General features: G+C 71.7%; 13 protein-coding genes and 1 pseudogene. 6 read left to right on the top strand and 8 right to left on the bottom strand.

Annotated features, from left to right (window positions below; translation table 11 throughout):
• The 3 genes and pseudogenes from QMK30_RS01360 to QMK30_RS38675 form a co-directional block, all read left to right on the top strand.
• The coding region (locus QMK30_RS01360) for an RHS repeat-associated core domain-containing protein (protein WP_283515216.1) at nucleotides 1–674 on the top strand (674 nt) is incomplete at its 5' end.
• 14 nt (nucleotides 675–688) lie between these two features.
• Nucleotides 689–856 carry a hypothetical protein gene (locus QMK30_RS01355; RefSeq protein WP_283515215.1) on the top strand — a complete coding sequence of 56 codons (168 nt, stop codon included), beginning with the start codon at nucleotides 689–691 and terminating at the stop codon, nucleotides 854–856.
• A 427-nt stretch (nucleotides 857–1,283) separates the two neighbouring features.
• Nucleotides 1,284–2,707 (top strand): annotated as a pseudogene (locus QMK30_RS38675) (IS701 family transposase).
• 537 nt (nucleotides 2,708–3,244) lie between these two features.
• Here the strand turns inward: QMK30_RS38675 and QMK30_RS01340 are convergent.
• Entirely contained in the window at nucleotides 3,245–3,784 is a 540-nt protein-coding gene (locus QMK30_RS01340; RefSeq protein ID WP_283515214.1) for a hypothetical protein, read from the bottom strand.
• Between the two features lie 96 nt (nucleotides 3,785–3,880).
• Here QMK30_RS01340 and QMK30_RS01335 point away from each other — a divergent pair, with 96 nt between their 5' ends.
• Together QMK30_RS01335 and QMK30_RS01330 are read left to right on the top strand one after the other, a co-directional pair.
• Complete coding sequence (locus QMK30_RS01335; RefSeq protein WP_283515213.1) at nucleotides 3,881–4,360, top strand: FG-GAP repeat protein; 480 nt, start codon at nucleotides 3,881–3,883, stop codon at nucleotides 4,358–4,360.
• Between the two features lie 117 nt (nucleotides 4,361–4,477).
• Nucleotides 4,478–5,416, top strand: a complete 939-nt coding sequence (locus tag QMK30_RS01330) for an ArsR/SmtB family transcription factor (RefSeq protein WP_283515212.1) — start codon at nucleotides 4,478–4,480, stop codon at nucleotides 5,414–5,416.
• A gap of 825 nt (nucleotides 5,417–6,241) precedes the next feature.
• On the opposite strand, the gene QMK30_RS01320 is transcribed toward QMK30_RS01330, so the two are convergent.
• The 7 genes from QMK30_RS01320 to QMK30_RS01290 all read right to left on the bottom strand — a co-directional run bounded on the left by QMK30_RS01320 (nucleotide 6,242) and on the right by QMK30_RS01290 (nucleotide 13,795).
• Nucleotides 6,242–8,290, bottom strand: a complete 2,049-nt coding sequence (locus QMK30_RS01320; RefSeq protein ID WP_283515211.1) for an ABC transporter ATP-binding protein — start codon at nucleotides 8,288–8,290, stop codon at nucleotides 6,242–6,244.
• 3 nt (nucleotides 8,291–8,293) lie between these two features.
• Entirely contained in the window at nucleotides 8,294–10,495 is a 2,202-nt protein-coding gene (locus QMK30_RS01315; RefSeq protein ID WP_283515210.1) for a S9 family peptidase, read from the bottom strand.
• Entirely contained in the window at nucleotides 10,485–11,273 is a 789-nt protein-coding gene (locus tag QMK30_RS01310; protein ID WP_283515209.1) for a hypothetical protein, read from the bottom strand. Before QMK30_RS01310 ends, QMK30_RS01315 begins: the two co-directional genes overlap by 11 nt.
• A 6-nt stretch (nucleotides 11,274–11,279) precedes the next feature.
• Nucleotides 11,280–11,558 (bottom strand): actinodefensin-associated protein B, encoded by a 279-nt coding sequence (gene adfB / locus QMK30_RS01305; RefSeq protein ID WP_283515208.1) that lies wholly within the window; start codon nucleotides 11,556–11,558, stop codon nucleotides 11,280–11,282.
• Between the two features lie 14 nt (nucleotides 11,559–11,572).
• Nucleotides 11,573–13,093, bottom strand: a complete 1,521-nt coding sequence (locus QMK30_RS01300) for a hypothetical protein (RefSeq protein WP_283515207.1) — start codon at nucleotides 13,091–13,093, stop codon at nucleotides 11,573–11,575.
• The gene (locus tag QMK30_RS38410; RefSeq protein WP_349362026.1) at nucleotides 13,087–13,320 is read right to left on the bottom strand and encodes a transglutaminase-like domain-containing protein; all 234 of its coding nucleotides are present in this window, start codon (nucleotides 13,318–13,320) and stop codon (nucleotides 13,087–13,089) included. Before QMK30_RS38410 ends, QMK30_RS01300 begins: the two co-directional genes overlap by 7 nt.
• Before the next feature lie 298 nt (nucleotides 13,321–13,618).
• The gene (locus QMK30_RS01290; protein WP_283515206.1) at nucleotides 13,619–13,795 is read right to left on the bottom strand and encodes a hypothetical protein; all 177 of its coding nucleotides are present in this window, start codon (nucleotides 13,793–13,795) and stop codon (nucleotides 13,619–13,621) included.
• 320 nt (nucleotides 13,796–14,115) lie between these two features.
• Here QMK30_RS01290 and QMK30_RS01285 point away from each other — a divergent pair, with 320 nt between their 5' ends.
• A complete protein-coding gene (locus QMK30_RS01285) occupies nucleotides 14,116–17,019 on the top strand; it encodes an nSTAND1 domain-containing NTPase (protein ID WP_283515205.1) in 2,904 nt (967 codons plus the stop codon).
• Nucleotides 17,020–17,248 lie beyond the last annotated feature (229 nt).

Here is a 17,248-nt window from a genome sequence, read left to right as displayed (position 1 = left end):
CGCACCGCACCAGTGCCGGTGCGGTGCGCAACACGTTCTCGTTCGTCCGGGAGTCAGGGCTCCCGCGCCGGTGTCACCGGTGTTGCGGCGGAATGCAGAGGTCGTCCGACCCGGTCAGCGGCATGACGCTCATGGGCATCCGGCTCTACTCGTCCGAAACCGGCCGTTTCCTGAGCACGGATCCCGTTACCGGTGGAAGCTGTTCGGGCTACGACTACGCCTGTGCCGACCCGGTCAACAAGTCCGACCTGTCGGGAACCATGACCGCGGGCTGCAAGACCTTCAAGAAGAGCTACAAGGTCTTCGAGGGGGGCGTTAGGATCCAGATCGGGACCATTCACATGCAGGTGAAGGTCTGCGTCAAGAGTTCAGGGAAGATCTCGAGCTCTCGGGGCACTGCCTCTGGCGACGAGAGCGGCGTGGCGTCGACGATCGGCTGGAAGCTGGGAATCGGCTCGGCGTACGAGAGCTCGGACGGAACCTTCTTCACGAACTGGAGGGCCGACGGGATGGGGCAGGTCTGCATGCTTAAGATCACCCCGATCTGCGGTTACCAGGAGCGCTTCAAGATGACCATGAGCTACGGCATCAAATACGGTCCCGTTTCCGGGTGGTACAAGCCGAAGTGGGGCGCGAAGTGCACCAACAGCAAGTGCAAGTTCCGGTTTAAGTAGGCAGGGAGCAAAGGATGCGTACCCGACAGTTTGGCGGGCTTCTCGCACTCGCCGTTTTCCTGGCGGCATGTGCGATCGGATACGTCGTCAACGACGGCACCCCCAGCGTCGCCTGGGGTACGTCCGGAGCAGCCGTCGGGTTGGTTCTCGCGCTGCTGACGCGGCGCGTCCGGGGTAAGTAGCCTCACGGCAGTCCGTCGTCCGAACCGCGATACGTGGCCCGGATGACGGACGCCATCGGGGCCTGCGCGCACGCCAAGGGGGCGGGAGTTGTATCTCCCGCCCCCTTGGCGTGCTGATGCGCTGGTTAGCCACGTTCGAGACATCGGCCAAGCGGTCGCCCGTCCCGGTGAAGACGGGCAGGTTCGCAGCGCCACCGCAGCCAACCGGGCACCCAACGGTTCACCAGCAGAGACCGACTTGTGTTGGTGGTCAGATCGCGAAGCCCATCGGGAACTCCGGTCAGGTTGGACACAAGGAGGGGACAGTCGTCCCCATGGCCCTGCCGCTCCCCTCCGACCCCGCTCTAGCGGTGGTTTGTTGACGGCGGGTCATAGGTGCAGTAGGCCGGTAGCAGAGGAACGTCGCCTCGCTGCCTGGGGGCTTGTGATGACCCGTCGTATGCCGTGTCCGCCCGCACCTGGCCCGGTGGAAGCCTACGCCGCACGTTTCGATGACCTGTTCTCCACACTGGCACAGCGCCGCGGGTTCCGCGAGTACCTGACCGGACTGCTGCTGCCGCGGGACCGCAACAAGACGCTGACCGCGCTGGCCGGCACCGTACCTGTCGTCGGTGCCCAGCATGCGGCGGTGCAGCGACTGCAGTTCTTCCTGTCCGAGTCGACGTGGGACCACGAGCAGGTCAACGCCCGCCGGGTGGCACTACTGCTGACCGACCCGGCGACCGCGCCGCACCCCGGCGGGGTGCTGGTGATCGACGACTCCGGTGACCGCAAGGACGGGCAGGCGACCGCGCACATCGGCCGCCAATGGCTGGGTCGGCTGGGCAAGACCGACAACGGCATCGTGACGGTGATCACCTGCTGGGCGGATGAGGACCTCTACTACCCACTGCACGCCGTGCCCTACACCCGGCGCACCACTTCCCGGCCGGCAAGAAGGACCCCGGGTTCCGCACGAAGCTGCGGATCGCCGCCGAACTGGCCTGCGCCGCCGAGGAGATCGGGGTTGTGTTCAGGGCGGTGGCCGCAGACTGCGGCTACGGCGACCAGAGCAGCTTTCTGCGGGACCTCGGCGAGGCCGGCTTGCCATTCGTGGTGGCCGTAAAGCCGAGTCATGGCAGCTGGGCCTACGGCAAGGACGCCTACACCCCCGTCCACGCCGCCCGCGCCCTGGCCTGGACCGACTCCGAGAATCCCGGGGACTGGACCGCGGTCGAGCGGACGTTCCGCGGCGGGCGCACCGAGACCTGGTGGGCCGCCGAGGCTTCGCTCGGATTCTTCGGACCCGACGGGAACGTGCGCCTGGTCGTGGCCACCACCGACCCGGCCACCCTGCCCTCGCAGTCGACCTGGTACCTGGCCACCGACCTGCCCCGCCCCGAAGGCCCCCGCACCGCCGACAGCCCCGAACCCCCGGCCGACCTGGCCGAGGTCGTGCGGATCTACGGGCTGCGGCACTGGATCGAGCAGAGCTACAAGCAGGTCAAGGACGAACTCGGGTGGGCCGACTTCCAAGTCCGCTCCGACACCGCGATTCGCCGCCACCAGACTCTGGTCACCTGCGCGTTCTCGTTCTGCTGGGACACCTGGTTCACCCGGCCCCCGCACGATGAACCCGCAGCCGACCATGCGGAGGAGTCGGCCGCCACCGTGGCGAAGCCGGGTGAGAGGGGGCCCGAGCGAACCCCATCAGCCCCATCCGGCCAGCTGGCCCCGGGCAATTCGCGCCGTCCGGGCCTGACTCGACCCCTGGACCACCCTCCAACGCTGCTGGCGAGCATGGACCAACGAGCCGCCACCACCCGAACTCCAAGCCCTGATCAACGCTGTCGGCGCAGGCCGCCCACTTGATCTCTACTGCCCGGTTTAACAAACCACCGCTAGGAGTCCTGCACGATGTTCGCTCTCCTCGCGCTACTGGCGCAGCTCAGGGTGATCTTCATTCACCGAGCAAAGAACAAACCTCGCCTCCGGCCCGACTCGTACGCGCTCTACACCGGCTTGTGCGCACTCGGCATCGCAGCCGGCTGGCTGGCCATCGGCCGCCCGGACATCACCTGGAACGACGGCCCTCTCGTCCTGCTCAGCGGCCTGCTGATCGCGGCTGAAGCAGCCGACGCGACCGCGAAGCTGGGCGCCCTCGATGGGCTGACAAGGCGGTGTGCCTCCTGGGCGGGGCCGCAGCAGCCACATGGATGTCACCCGGCTGGATCCCCTGGGCCTAGCAGGCGGCAGAGGGAACCGACGCCACCATTGCACCCGCATGTACAGCTGACGGGTGAGTCCAAACCCTGTGCAACGGGAGGTCCCGTGGTGTCAAGCGATTGGCGCCACGGGACCTTCCGCGTAAGTTGCTGCGACGTTCTGTATGGGGTCGGCCCCACGGTCTCAACGCAGGATCGGCCGGTGTGGGACATGCGGTGACGAGGGCGGGGCGGATCCAGCGGCCTGCGGGAAACCGCCGATTACCCGAACGGCAGTGCGGTGCTTGGAGCCGCGCGCGAGGAGCGGGCCCAGGCCGTCGTGCATGTCGTGGTGCGGGCGCCTGCGTTCCTCTTCCCGGGCCATGACCAGTCTGCGCCGGGCGGCCCCCACGTCCTCCAGGAACCGCAGTGCCTCCACCGTGGGAGCGGCCTGATCGGCAAGGAGCTGTGGGAGGTCGGCGTCCGGTGGCCGCAGGGCCGGTTCGCCCGGATGCGGTACGACCAGCACCTCACCGATGTCGGCACCGTGGTGGCGCAGAGGGAGCCGGTGTGCCGAGGGGCCGGGAAGCCGGCCGGTGACCGCGAGTTTCCGCTTCCCCGCACGCGTCTCCACCTCCACCATCGCGCCGGAAAAGCGCAGATCCTCGGTGGCCGAACGGCACAGGGCCAGCGGCACCGCCGCCGAGTCAGACGCTTCCCGCAGGCGCCGGGCAAGAGTCCGCACGGCTTCGCAGGGGCGGGCGCGTATGCCCAGGAAAACCCGCTCCACCCGGCGCGCCGCCCAGCCGGCGAGCGGGCGCAGCCCGGTACCGATCCCCAGGTGAGCACGGCGACGGCGAGACCGCCCGGTGTGACCGCGATGACGGCCGGGGCGTCGGCCGACATCAACAAGGACGGTTACACGGATCTGGTCCTGGGCTACCCCCGGCAGATGCGGCACGGCTACCCCGTCGGCGCAGGCCACGTCGAGGTCCGCTACCGCAGCGAGGACGGCCTGTTCGGTGCTTCGGGTGAGGAGGCGCACCCCTCCGCGCAGACGCACCCGTACGGCGGCGCGCCGGTGACCTCTGCCCTGGGGCACCTTCGAACCGGCATGCCGGAACCACTCTCCCCGCTCGCCCCTGCGGCCGTGCCGGGTGGCTGCGCGGACCCGGTAGGGACCGGGGCTGCCGAGCGGACCGTCGATCCGCCGGCTCCCGGACCACCGGCCGTCGACGGTCCCGGGGAGGGGCGTTGTTCGCGTTGCGTTGTTCGGCGTTCCACGCCGGATCGTGAACAACGCACCCCTGGTACGGCTTGACACCGAGGGCCCGCACGCACGGGTGGCGAGGGGGTCACGGCATGACCGGAGACGGGGGATCGTGCAGTGAGCGAATCGGTATTGCGACTGGGGACGACAGAGGATCTGAAGGTTTCCGTGGGCCGGCAGCCGCTGCCCACGGTGCTCTCGCTGCTGGCCGACGCCCTCGGCGCGGCGGTCCAGGGCGTACCGCCCGGGTGGCGGTCGGCGGCTCGGGCCGCGTGTCCGAGCACCACGGTGCAGGCGCTGGGCCCCGCGTATGAGAGCCACGGGCTCTGGCTGCCGGACTGCCTGTCGCCCCTCCCTCTCGATACGGACGCCGTGCCCGCGCAGCTCGACCGTTTGGCCGCGGTCGGGGCGGAGCAGCTCGCCGGGGAGGTGGCCGAGCGCTTTCCGGCCGGTGTTCCGCACGCATGGCAGCGCGTACTCGACCGGCCGGAGCCGTTCGTCCACGGCTACGTCGAGGCGACAGCAGGCATCTGGGCGGCGTTCGCACCGGTGTGGCGACGGTCGCGGCACCTTCTCGAACTTGAGGCGGAACGCATCGGCATCGCCACGGTCACCGGGACGCTGGACTCCGCACTCGCGGGTCTGGGGCCGCGCGTCCACCGCACCAGGGAAGGACTGTCCCTGCCGGGCCGCCGCAAGGACCGGGAGTCGTTGGAACTGCCCGACCGCAGACTCCTGCTCGTCCCGCTGGTGTCCGGCACGACGGCTTGCGTACTCGGCCTCGGTCGGCGGGGCCCGAGCTGGATCGGCTACCCGGTGCCGGGGCTGCGGGAGTTGGCGTCGGGAGCGGCCACCGCGAACCGCCGCGCCCGCGACCCTCTGGAGGCGGTTCTCGGCGTCGTGCGCGCACGGGTCATGCGTCTTGCGCACCGGGGCCTGACCATGGGAGAGGTGAGCTCCCTGCTCTGCTGTGCGCCCGGAGCCACGACGCATCACTGCAAGCTGCTGGAGGCTGCCGGGCTCGTCCGGCGCAAGCGTCAGGGCCAGCAGGTGCGGCTCCTGTTGACACGGCGCGGCGAACGGCTCCTGGGCGTCCTCGCCTCGTGAGCCGACGGGTGGTGCCCAAGGAGGGGCGCTGACGGACTCCGGCGCTCAGGACAGCACGGCGGCCGTTCCGCCGCGCTGCGCCTGCCCCGTGGGGCTCCGCGCACCTTCAGGATCCGAGACGTCGCGGGGCAGCGGCTCCTACGGAAGCGCCGGCACCCGGGCGGCGTGAGCACCGACTGTGACCGTTGGCAGCGGGCGGCCCGGGCCCTGACTGCGGGCGACGGAGGTCTCCGCTGTGCCACTTGGTCTCGTCGGGCGATCTTCCACGGCTGACCGAAGCCACAACGGCGGGGCGGTCTCCTGTCCCAGGAACGCCGCGGTGGCCGCCGTGAACCGGTCGGCGTCGTCGAGCCACGGGTGGTGTCCGGCACCGGGCTGGATGACGAGCTCCGCGTGCGGGAAGAGATCCGCGAACTCGGCCCTGGTCCGAGGAGGGCTCTCAGGTCCACCTCCCAGGCCGGCACGAACACCGGCGGGGTGAACCGGTCGCGGTCAGATTCGCCCTGGCGCAAAGCGCGAGCAGGCCACCGTGTCGAGACCGAGATGCGCGCGCGGAGCCTCGACGTCATCGACGAGCCGGCGGAGCCGCTGGACACAGACCCTCGTCCGGCTGACGGTTGCCCTGCCGGCGCTTACGCACCGCAGCGTCCTTTCACCGGATCGATGCCGCTGGAATCCGGCGCGTACGGCGGGTGCCGATCGTGTTCCGTACGGCCATGACGGGGACGGTACGGAACTCGGGCAGCGCACACGTGGAGAGACCAGGCGGAGTCCGCCGCTGAACGCGGTGGTCGTCGACGGGACAGCGGGTCCGCCGCTCCGCTGCTAACGAACCACCTTCATCGCCGGCGAAGTCGCGGACCCCCGCCCGCGGCGGCCGTGCTGGTAGGCCTCGGCCTGGAGCCGGAACAGCCGGGCGTAGGTGCCACCCGCCGCTGTCAGTTCATCGTGGCTGCCGTGCTCGATGACCCGGCCGGACTCCATGACGTAGATCCGGTCTGCGTCCCGGACGTTGGAGAACCGATGGGAGATCAGCAGGACCGCCCGGCCCGCGAACAGGCTGCGGATGCGGCCGAAGAGGTCGGCTTCCGCCTGCGGGTCGAGTGAGGCCGTCGGCTCGTCCAGGATGACAAGGGGAGAGTCCCGGTAGAAGGCGCGGGCCAGTGCCAGCCGCTGCCACTGCCCCAACGAGAGATCGGCCCCGTCGCTGAACTCCTTGCTCAGGACGGTGTCGTAACCCAACGGCAGTCCCTGGACGATGCCGACCGCCCCCGCTTCGGCCGCCGCGCGCTCGACGGCGTCCGGATCGGCGGGTACTCCGGGGCGGCCGAAAGCGATGTTGTCGCGTGCGGGAAGCTTGAAGCGCACGAAGTCCTGGAAGACCATCGCGGTCGCGGCCCGCCGCTCCTCGGGGCGCGACGCGCGAAGTCCGTTCCACAGCAGGGATCCGCCGTCGGGGTCGTAGAGACCGGCGAGGATCTTCGCCAAAGTCGTCTTGCCGGAGCCGTTGGCGCCCACGACGGCGACCAGTTCACCGGCGGCCAGCTCGACCGATACGTCGCGCAGCGCTGCTCCGGCGGAGCCCGGGTAGGTGAAGGAGAGCTTCTCGGTGCTCAGGGAGGAGAAGGCCGGCATCCCCAGCCCCGCCGGTGCCCCAGGCCCCGCCGCGGAGGTGAGCGCGAGCGGGTTCTCGTGCGCCACTGCGGCGTGCCCTCGGCGGGTGTCCGCGTCCTGCGTGGAAGTCATGTCCCGTGTGGAGGCGCGGGCTCCGTCCTGTGTGAAGGTGCGGATGTCCTTCACGTACACCGCGGAGGCACCGATGTTGTTGAAGAGGTAGCCGAGCATCTGCACGCGGGTGGCGAGCATCAGCAACGCCGCCAGGGCGGCCAACGCCGTGGGGAGGGCCACGCCGCCGCTGCGCACCGTCCACCACATGGCGCCGATGACGGCGATGAGGACGACATCGCCGATGAGGCGCGCGAGCACCTTCCGGCGGGTGTGCCGGCGCTGCATCCCGGTGGTACCGGTGATCTCCTCGGCGTACCGGTTGTTCCAGCGTGCGCGCAGGGTGTCCCCGAGGTCCAGGGCGCGGATCTCCTTGGCCGCGTCCTGCCCGACCAGGAGGTGTTCGAGGTACTCACGTGCCCGGCGGCCCTCGGCCAGCCGCCCGTGCAGCCGGTGATCGGCGTCGCGTTCGTCCCGGGCCGCCTTGAGCACGGGCAGTAGGGCCAGGAGGACGAACGGGAGCAGCCACCACGTCATGACGGCGAACGCGGTCCCCACCGCGGCCATGCTCAGCAGCGCCTGCAGCGCGCCGATCAGGGCCGTCACCACCATCACCGGCTGGGACCGGGACGCGAAGACGGCCTGCTTCAGGCGGTCGTGGAACGCCGGCTCCTCGAAACGGGCGAGGTCCGATCGAGCCGCGCTTCTCAACACCGCGGACATGATGTGCCGGTCCACCTTCACCGTCAGCACCCGTTGCCAGCCGCTCGCGACGGTACGCAGCACGCCGCCCCCGGACGCGAGCGCCATCAGTGCGCAGAAGGCGAGAATCAGCCCGTCCCCGGACGGCCCGTCCGAGCCCGCGGAGAAGGACGCCGCTCCCAGCGTGCTCCGCAGCACCAGCACGAGCGCGGCCAGCCCCGCCGCCGTCAGCAGCTGCACGGCGAGGATGCCCGTCAGCCGCCGGCGGTCCGCCTGCCATGCCATCCGCACCATGTACGCGCTGGCCCGCATCAGATCGGTGGTGCTGATCCGCGCGGTGTCGGCGGGCCTGCCGCTGCCGCCCTCCGGTGTTCCGGCCCCTGCCGGCGCCCCGGCACCTGTGCCGTCCGGTGTGGCCTCACGGCGATCCGGGCCGTCTTCTGCCATCGATCAGGTCCTTTCCGAGCGGTCCGCCTGCCGGGCGGAGAGTGGGACGCAGGCGGCCAACCACGCCTCGTGCTCCCGTGTCACGGTCTCCAGACTTTCGCGGTGCCGGAAGACGTGTCCCTCGTGCGGCAGGAGAACGAGCCGGGCCCGCCCGCCGTTGGCGACGACGGCCCGGTACAGGGCCACCGCCTGGTCCGGCGGGGTCGCCACGTTGGTGTCGTCGAGGCCGTGCACGAGCAGCACCGGCCGCGTCAGTCGATCGGCGAAGTCGAGGGCGCTCAAAGCGCGGTAGAGGCCGGGGACCTGCCAGTAGCTCCGTCGCTCGTACTGGAAGCCCTGCGGGGTCAGCGTGCGGTTGTAGCAGCCGCTGTGCGCTATCGCGCCCGCCAGTCCCGGGCAGTGGGCCAGCGCCTGCAGGGCGACGGTGGCGGCGAAGCTGTGGCCGCCGACCACGACGGGGTCCTCCCGCGAGGTCTGCTCCCGTATGTTCGCCACGGCCTGGCCGACCGCGTGGACGATCTGACGCCGGACGTCGCCAGGCCTGACGTCGGGCGGCCAGGCAAGAGGGAGATCCAGCAGCCAGCCCGGCGCCCGCAGCCCGGAGAGGTCGGCGGGTGGATCAGCGGCCGCAGGATCACCCGTGCTCCGGCGTACCTGGATCCACAGCAGCCGCGCCGTCCCTCCGCTTTCCCCGCCCGGGCCGTCGACGCGCGTCAGCCGGGCGCTGCACCCGCCCGGCGGCGGGGACAGGACGAGCGTAGGAGACACCGTTCGCGCGGGGGCACGGAACGGTGCCGGACGCAGCCGGGGCAGGGTGCTTCCGCTCACCGGCCGGAGGCGCTCGCCGCGCAGTGCGTAACGGTCGAAGCGTCCCGCCCTGCGTGTGAGGAGGTGGGGCACGCCGTCCTCGGTCGTCGTCCAGCTGGATTCGAGGGGGCCGTCGTCGCCTCCGGGCGGTGGTTCGACGGCGATGCCGGCCTCCCGCTCGCCGTGGGCCAGCCGAAGGAACCCTGCCCGGCCGCCCTGTACGCAGGTGATGACAACGCCCTCGCCGTCGTGTCCAGGCATCGGCGTGCCGAGCCTGCCGAGTGCGGCGGGCAGCGGCACCCGGAGGTAGTCCTCACCGCTGCGCAGGCGCAGTGACGTGCGGTGCCGGCTCACGACGGCCGTCGCCGTGCCCAGCGTCAGGCAGTGCCACCACACGGGCGGGTCGTCGTCCTCGTGGGTGATCGTCGGTCCGGCCGTCGGGGGCCGCCCCTCGGCGTCGTGCGCGGTGCGCAGCTCGATTGCCGTGCCGCCAGTGACGGTTCTGCTCGACGCGATGGCTTCCCCGGCTCCGGCGGCCCAGCGTGTGACGGCTGGTACCGGCGCCCATGAGCCGCTGTCCGGCCGCAGCACCGCGCGGGACCAGTCGAGCCCGTCACCGGATCCCGATGGCTGCTCCGCCGAACCGTCGTCGGCCGCGGTGGCGTGCTCGACCAGTAGTCCGCGCCCGCCCGGGGAGGGTTCGAGGCCGCCTACGAGCCACGGCGGGGTGAGTGTACGCAAGGTCCCGGTGGCCGGGTCGAGTACGGACACCGAGGCACCGGCCAGGCGCAGGAGTTCGTCCAGGCCGGGGACGAACGCGACATGTCCCGGCCCGGTGGCCTCGAACACCACCGGCCGCCATCCCTGGTCGCGGTCGCCCTCGGTCTGCGGCCCCGGGCCGCTCGCCGAGGGGGCGGGAGGCGTCAGAAGGGTCAGCAGTCCTTCCCGGCACCAGGAGAGGGCCGGCCGGCCCGGCCGGCGTGCGGTCAGGGAGAGTGCGGCCCGTACCCGCTGGTGGACGGTCAGATGACGTGTCGTGTAGTCGGCGCTCCACGGGTGCAGGCGGTCGCCCTGCTGGACGAGGCCCGCGACGAGGGGCAGTTCGGGGTGCCAGGCGACTCCTGCGGCCAGGACGGTCCGCAGCGGCAGCCGCCACGGGCGGGACGCGGGCGGGCCGCCGAGCACCACGTCCGCGTGTCGGGCGCGGGCCGGTGCGACGCCGACCAGGGCGGGGTCGACGGGCAGGTCCCGCCAGTGGACGGTCCGTGGGTTGTGGTCGGCCACGGAGGGCAGTGCGGCGGCGCCGAGCACGGCCCAGGCGGACAGGTCGGGCCGGAAGTGCACGGTTTCGCGTTCGGGTGTGCCGGGCCCGGCGGCCTCGAAGGCTTCAGGCGGCATGCGGTGCGCCCGCCCCGGCGATGACGGCGGTGTCGATCAGGGCCTTGACCGCCCCGATCCCGGAGACAGGTGCGCAGACGGGGCCACCCGCCGCGTCGACCGGCATCGCGCACGGTACGGACATGTCCGCCATCTCGGGTGGGAGTTCGCTGCCGCTGCTGACCACGGTCATGCTCACGCGGTCCTGGCGCACCGGCTCCATCGCACCGATCAGCTGCTTGAGCGCCCGGCACGCGGGGCAGTCGTCCGACACGTACAGCTGCACTCCGGCCACCGCTTCCCCGCAGCGCTCCTCGGTCTCCTCCGCTCGCGCCCGCCGCCGGTCGGCCAGGAGAATGGCGACCGTCGTTGTGGCGGCGGCCAGTGCCGCGGTCGCCGCGCGCAGCCGCGGCCGGGCGGGCAGGTCGGCAGTGAGCAGAGCTGCCGCCACCGCGCCGGCCAGGGCATTGGCGCCGATGTGCGCCCGCCCCACGGTCGCCAGCCGGGCGGCGCCGAAGCACGCGCAGCGCTGTCCGTCCAGGGACTGCGCCACGGCGGTCAGCGTGCCGTAGGTGACAACGGCGGCGGCGGGCGCCGCGCGGCCGGGCAGCAGGACGAGCGCGGTGGCCGCCGCCAGTTCGGCGCCGCCGGCGAGGCGGGGTCCGAGAGGGGCGCGCAGGGGGCCGGTGCGGTAGGGCCATGCCAGCCGGGACGCGGGGGTGAGGATTTTCGCGGCACCGCCGATGAGCAGCGGTCCGGCGAGCGCGGCCAGCGCCGCCTGGGGGAGTCGGGAGGACATGGAACCTCACTTCGCTTCGTCTGTGACGACGAGCCACTGGGATCGCAGAAGGTCACGGGCCACCCGACGCAGGTCCGCGTCGTCGGAGTCGGGGCCGGGGTCAGGGGCGAGGCCGGGGCATTCCCCGGACAGCAGGCACCCGATCAGCGCCGCGTCGCGCTCGGCGCATTCGACGAGTGCCAGGGTCTTCTCGTTCATCAGAACGGCGCCCCCGAACGGCAGCCGGGTGAGCCGTACTCCGGCGCCGAGGACGATCCGGCGGGAGGGGCTCGTGGCGGTGGTCATGGTGGTCATGCTGGTCAGCCCTTCAGCCATCGGTCGATCCACAGCAGTCGCAGCAGCGGCAGGGCGTGGTCCGCACGGCCCGGGCCCTCCTTCAGGAGGCCGGTCACCGCGCCGACGTCGATCAGTCCCATGTCCGCGAGGGCGCTCTCCCGCTCCAGTTCGATGACGATCTTGGCGCTCGCGCTGTGCAGATAGGCGGCCGCCGCGAGCCTGAGGTCGAACGAGGAGGAGGCGCGCCGCAGTCCGCGCACCCGGTGGCGGGCGACCGCCGCGGCCATCGGCCGGTTGTCCCGGAACAGCCCCCGGGAGATACGGCCGAGCTGTTTGGGCGGCAGGGCCTGCACCGCTCCCAGCACGGCCGGATCGAGGGCGGGCAGGATCGTACCGTCCCGGGGGACGCGCTCGGCCAAGCCGGCGTCGGCGCGGCCCAGCAGGGGTCCCAGGAGATCCAGATGGTCCTTCCAGACGGACAGGGACGCCTGCTGGACCGTCTGCAGGGCGACCCGGCCCCGCGGGGTCAGCACGGGGAGGTCGCGCCTGCCCAGCGGAGGCGGCGGAGGAGGCCCGTCAGGTGCCTGGGCGTCGTCGGGGGCGCTCGGACCGGGCCGGTCGCTGCGCACTACGCCCTGCTCCAGCAGGTCGGCTGCTTCCCGGAGCGAAGGCAGGACGCCGGAGAGATGGAAGGGTTCGCAGGTCAGAAGCCGCCAGTCGCGGGGGCCCCTGCCGACATCCGGCAGTCTGGTGCCGGCGAGATCCTCCAGAAGCGCGGCCGACGCCAGCGTCCGCCCCGCCACCGAGGTCAGGGCGGCGGCCAGCCTGCGGGGGAATTCCACGTCGGGCAGGGTGGGCATCGGTCCGCCGAGAGGGGACCGGTGGTGGTCGAGCAGGTCGAACACGTCGACCGGTATCCGCGAGAGGGCCAGTCCGGGTACGACGGCCGGGGCCGGGCGGTGGCCGGGCAGCCCCAGAACCGCGTGGAGCAGTCGCGGCCGGTGGCCGGCGGCCAGGGCGGCGACCGCGAGGAAGGCCGAGGACAGACCTCCGCCGTAGACGATGGCGTAGTCGTCAGGTGCGGCGCTCAGCGCGTCGGCGACCGACCCGAGGAGATCGGCCGGCCCGTCGGGCAGGGTCGGGCGGCGGCGGGAGACGACGACACCCTCCGGGCCCACGTGCACCGTTGTGCCCAGCGCCAGCCGGCGCACCCCCGGCAGCGGGGTGGCGTCCGGCGGCGGGGCCAGCCCGTGGATCAGTGCGAGCAGTGTGCCCGGTTCGGGCAGGTGCCTACCCGAAGCCGGGGCCGGCAGGCACCCGTCGGGTCCGGCGGATCCGTCGGCGAGATCGGCCGGATCCTCGCTCCACTCCAGCCGTCCGAGGCCGACTCGGTAGTACACGTCCCCCTGCCCGAGTCCCTCTCGCCCCAGTGTGAAGCCCCCAGGGCCCATGACCGCGGTCACACCGGCCGCCGCAGGTGGGGTCTGCCGCGGTGGGACGCAGCGGACCACGCCGTGCCCGTCCGCGGTGACGACGTTCAGCACGGCAGTCCCCTTCCTCCGGTGCGCAGCACCTCGGTGTACTCCTCCCGGACGGGCAGTGAGGTGGTCACCACGGACCCGCCGCACTGCACCCAGGCGTAAAACCCTCCGGGCGCCACGACCGGGGCTGTTTCTCGGCCAAGGTGGAACGAGGCCGGGTATCCGAGGGAGTTCAGACCGGCAGTGACGAACAACGCGTCCTCAACCGGGTCGAGGAAACCCATGAGCATTCTTTCGGCCACCCTCAACCGGACCACAGCGTAGGGCGCACCGCGTGACCGGCCATCGAATTTCCTTTTCACACGCGGCCATTCGAGTTCGTATGCGCCGCCGTCCCGCCGGGCGGACACCACGAATCCCTGAGCCGTGTGTGCCGCTTTCCAGAGTCTCAGCATTTCCATGCCCCCAGGCTGCCGCGCTGTTCGTGGAGGGCCGTAACTATCCCCCCGGATCGACCCGCTCCGCCGGGGCGGCCGGCGCGCACGACAGGCCGCGACCACCCCGACGGGTCCACTCACCTGCTGGTTGTCAGCCCTGCAGGTAGCAGTGGAACCACTCGCAGATCAGACCGTGGCAGCACTGGGAGTCCCAGGCACACGACTCGTAGCGCGGAACACAGGCCTCTTCGACGGCCGTCGCCTCCGCGTGCAGATGCTGCTGAAGCCCATTTCCGGCGAGCCGCTCGGACAGTGACGTCACAGACATGAAATCCTCCAACTCGGGACCCACGGACGACCGTTCGGCCGACCTCTTGGAATTGACGGAACCACACCGCAGGGAACCCTTCAAGCCTCTTTCACGGATTCACCGGAGCTGCAGAAAGAGACCTTTTCCTCAAGCATTTCAAGAGACTTGGAACGGTGTACGCCGAAACCCGGGCCGCAGCGTGTTTGAGCCGTCCTGTCCCCGCAGGGCCCCCCGCGCCATCGGGCGCACGGGATTATCACCGGGTCGGCACCATGTGTAGCGGCCGTCCGATGACGGACACGGTCGTGAGGACGTCGAGCGGTGAGGGGGTCGGTTCCATGCCGCGCAGGGAGCAGCCCATCCCGGCGGGGAACGCCGCGCTGGTGAGGTTCGCCGCGGACCTGCGCCAGCTGCGCCAGGAGGCCGGCAGCCCGTCCTACCGCGCCCTTTCGGGCATCGCCCACTTCTCCGTCGCCACGCTGTCGGGCGCCGCTGCCGGGCACCGGCTGCCGTCCCTGGACGTGACTCTGGCCTACGTCCGCGCCTGCGGCGGTGACCCCGACCGGTGGGAGCCGCGCTGGCACGGCGTCGCCACGGAACTCGCGGTGGAGGCCGCCAGGCAAGACGCTCCGGATCCGGAGCACGATGACGCCGAGAGCCCCCGCCGTGCGCCGTACGCCGGACTGGCGGCCTTCCAGGCCGACGACTCTCCCTGGTTCTTCGGCCGGGAGCGCCTCGTGGACGACCTGGTGACGCGCGTGGCGAAGCAGCGGTTCGTCGCCGTCTTCGGGGCCTCGGGCGCCGGGAAGTCCTCCGTTCTGCGCGCGGGTCTGCTGCCCCGGCTGCTCGCCGACAACCGGACAGTGTTCCTCTTCACGCCCGGACCGCACCCGGTGGAGGAGGCCGCGATCCTGCTGGCGGCACCCGCGCGGACGACACCGGGCCGGCTCCACCAGGAGTTCACCGCGGAGCCGCGTAACTTGCACCGCACGCTGCGCTGGATCGCCGCGGAACAAGGGCCGGAGGCCGAGACCGTACTCATCGTGGACCAGTTCGAAGAGCTGTTCACCGTCTGCCGCGGTCACGAGGAGCGGACGCGGTTCATCGCCGCGCTGGTCCACTGCGCCCGGACCGCGAACAGCCGCTGCCGGGTGGTCCTGGGCGTACGCGCCGACTTCTACTCCCACTGCGCCGAACAGGTCGAGCTGGTGGAGGCGATGCGCGACGCACAGGTGACCGTCGGGCCGATGAGCGCCGACGAACTGCACCGTGCCGTCGTCGAGCCCGCCGCCCGGGCCGGATGCCGCGTGGAGGGACGGCTGCTCACCCATCTCGTCGCGCACGCCCAGGGCCACGGGGCGGTGTTGCCACTGCTGTCGCACGTGCTCCTGGAGACTTGGCGACGCCGCCGCGGCAACCTGCTCACGCTCGACGGCTTCCGCGCATCCGGCGGCGTGGAAGGCTCCCTCGCGCAGACCGCGGAGACGTTCCACGGAATGCTCGACGCACGTCAGCGGGTCGTCGCTCGCCAGGTCTTCCTGCGCCTCACGGCCCCGGGGGAGGGCACGGAGGACACCAAGCGCCGTGTCGACCGCTCCGAACTGGATCTGGACGACGACACCCGGGTTGTACTGGAGCGCGCCGCGGAGGCACGCCTGATCACCCTCGACGGGCAGCGGTTGGAGATCACCCACGAGGCGCTGATTCCCGGCTGGCCCAGGCTGCGCGGCTGGCTGACCGGCAGCAGGCAGCAGCTGCGCGAGCACCGGCAGCTCACCGAGGCCGCGGCGGTGTGGGAGTCCCTGGACCGGGATCCCGGCGCCCTGTACCGGGGCGCGCGACTCACTCTGGGCCGGCAGCTGGCGAATTCGGGCAGCATCGGGCTCACCCGGCGGGAGCAGGCCTTCCTGGAGGCCGGCACCGTCGCGGAGCGGGACGAGACCGAGACCGTGCAGCGCCGCGCCCGCCGGATGCGGATGCTGGTCACCGCACTCGCCGTGCTGCTCACTCTCACCATGGCGATGACCGCGTACGCCATGCGCGCCAACCAGGAGGTGACCCAGCAGCGCAACCACGCCGTCGCGCAGAACGCGGCGGCCAGGGCGCCCGGACTCTCTCGGGAGAACCCTGCCCTGGCCGTCCAGCTCGCCCTCGTCGCCCACCGGCTTTCGCCCACCCGCACCACCCGGGACGGTCTGCTCAGTACCCTCATGCCCTCGTGGTCGGGCCACCGGGGGCAACTGCTCTCTCTGGCGGTCGCGCCGGACGGCCGGACGATGGCCACGGGGGGCGGTGACGGCGCCGTACGGCTCTGGGACATCGGCCGGCCGATGAGGGCCCGGCTGTTCGCGACCCTCCCGGAACGCGAGACCACCGTCCACGCCGTGGAGATGAGCCCCCGCGGTCACCTCTTGGCCGTCGCGGGCACCGACCGGAAGATCCGCCTGTGGAACATCGCCGACCCTGGGCGCCCGGTCCTGCTTTCGACCACCGGCGGTCACACCGACGCCGTCCGCTCGCTCGCGTTCAGCCCCGACGGCCGGACCCTGGCGAGCGCCGGCGACGACCGCACCGCGCGGCTGTGGAACACCGACGACCCGCGACGCCCCGAGCGGCTGGGTGTGCTGAAGGGGCACACGCGCACCGTGCGCTGTGTCGCCTTCAGCCGGGACGGGCGCACCCTGGCCACGGCCGGTGACGACGAGACGGTGCAGCTCTGGGACGTCGGAGCGCGCCGCGGTCTCATGCGGCTGGCCCGCTGGCGGGCACAAAGTCTCGGCGTCTTCGCCATGGCTTTCAGCCCTCGGGAGGACGTCCTGGTTACCGCCGGGGGCGGGGACACGCCCGTACGGCTGTGGACCGTGCGCGACCGGCGGCCCCGCCAGGTCTCCGCGCTCACCGGTCATAGCGACGTCGTGGGCTCGATCGCGTTCAGCCCCGACGGGCGCACCGTGACGACCGGTGGTGACGACCGTACGGTCCGCTCGTGGGACGTCGGCGACCTTGCCCACCCCCGGCGCGGATCCACCCTGACCGGATACCGCACCGCCGTCTCCACGCTCCGTTTCTCCCCTGACGGCGGCACGCTCTACTCCGGCGTGTACGACGGCATGGTGCGGGTGCTGCCGCTCGACTCCCCCCGTGTCATCGCGGATGCCTGCGCCGGGGTCCGACCGGTGATCACGCGACCCGCGTGGCAGCAGTACCTGGCGGGCATCCCGTACCGTCCGCCGTGCCGGTGAGACCGGAACGCGCCGTGGAGGCGGACGGCCTCCACCGACGGTGAGAGGCGGGCCCAGTGCACGCCGGTGTCTCCCTCGCATCGGGTCCGAGCATCTCGTAGGCAACGGTGAACAGCAGGTTGCGATGGGCGACGAACGCCTCGGTCGCGGAGTTCGCGCCCTGGGCGAGAGGGCTGTGCCCGCTCATGCCGGTCGCCTGTTGGGTGTACTCGTCCATCATCGGCTCCTG

Source organism: Streptomyces sp. H27-C3, assembly GCF_030063415.1.
In the GTDB taxonomy this organism is placed as follows: Bacteria; Actinomycetota; Actinomycetes; order Streptomycetales; family Streptomycetaceae; genus Streptomyces.
Note: the sequence above shows the minus strand (reverse complement) of the source record. Positions and strands in the feature narration are given on the sequence as shown.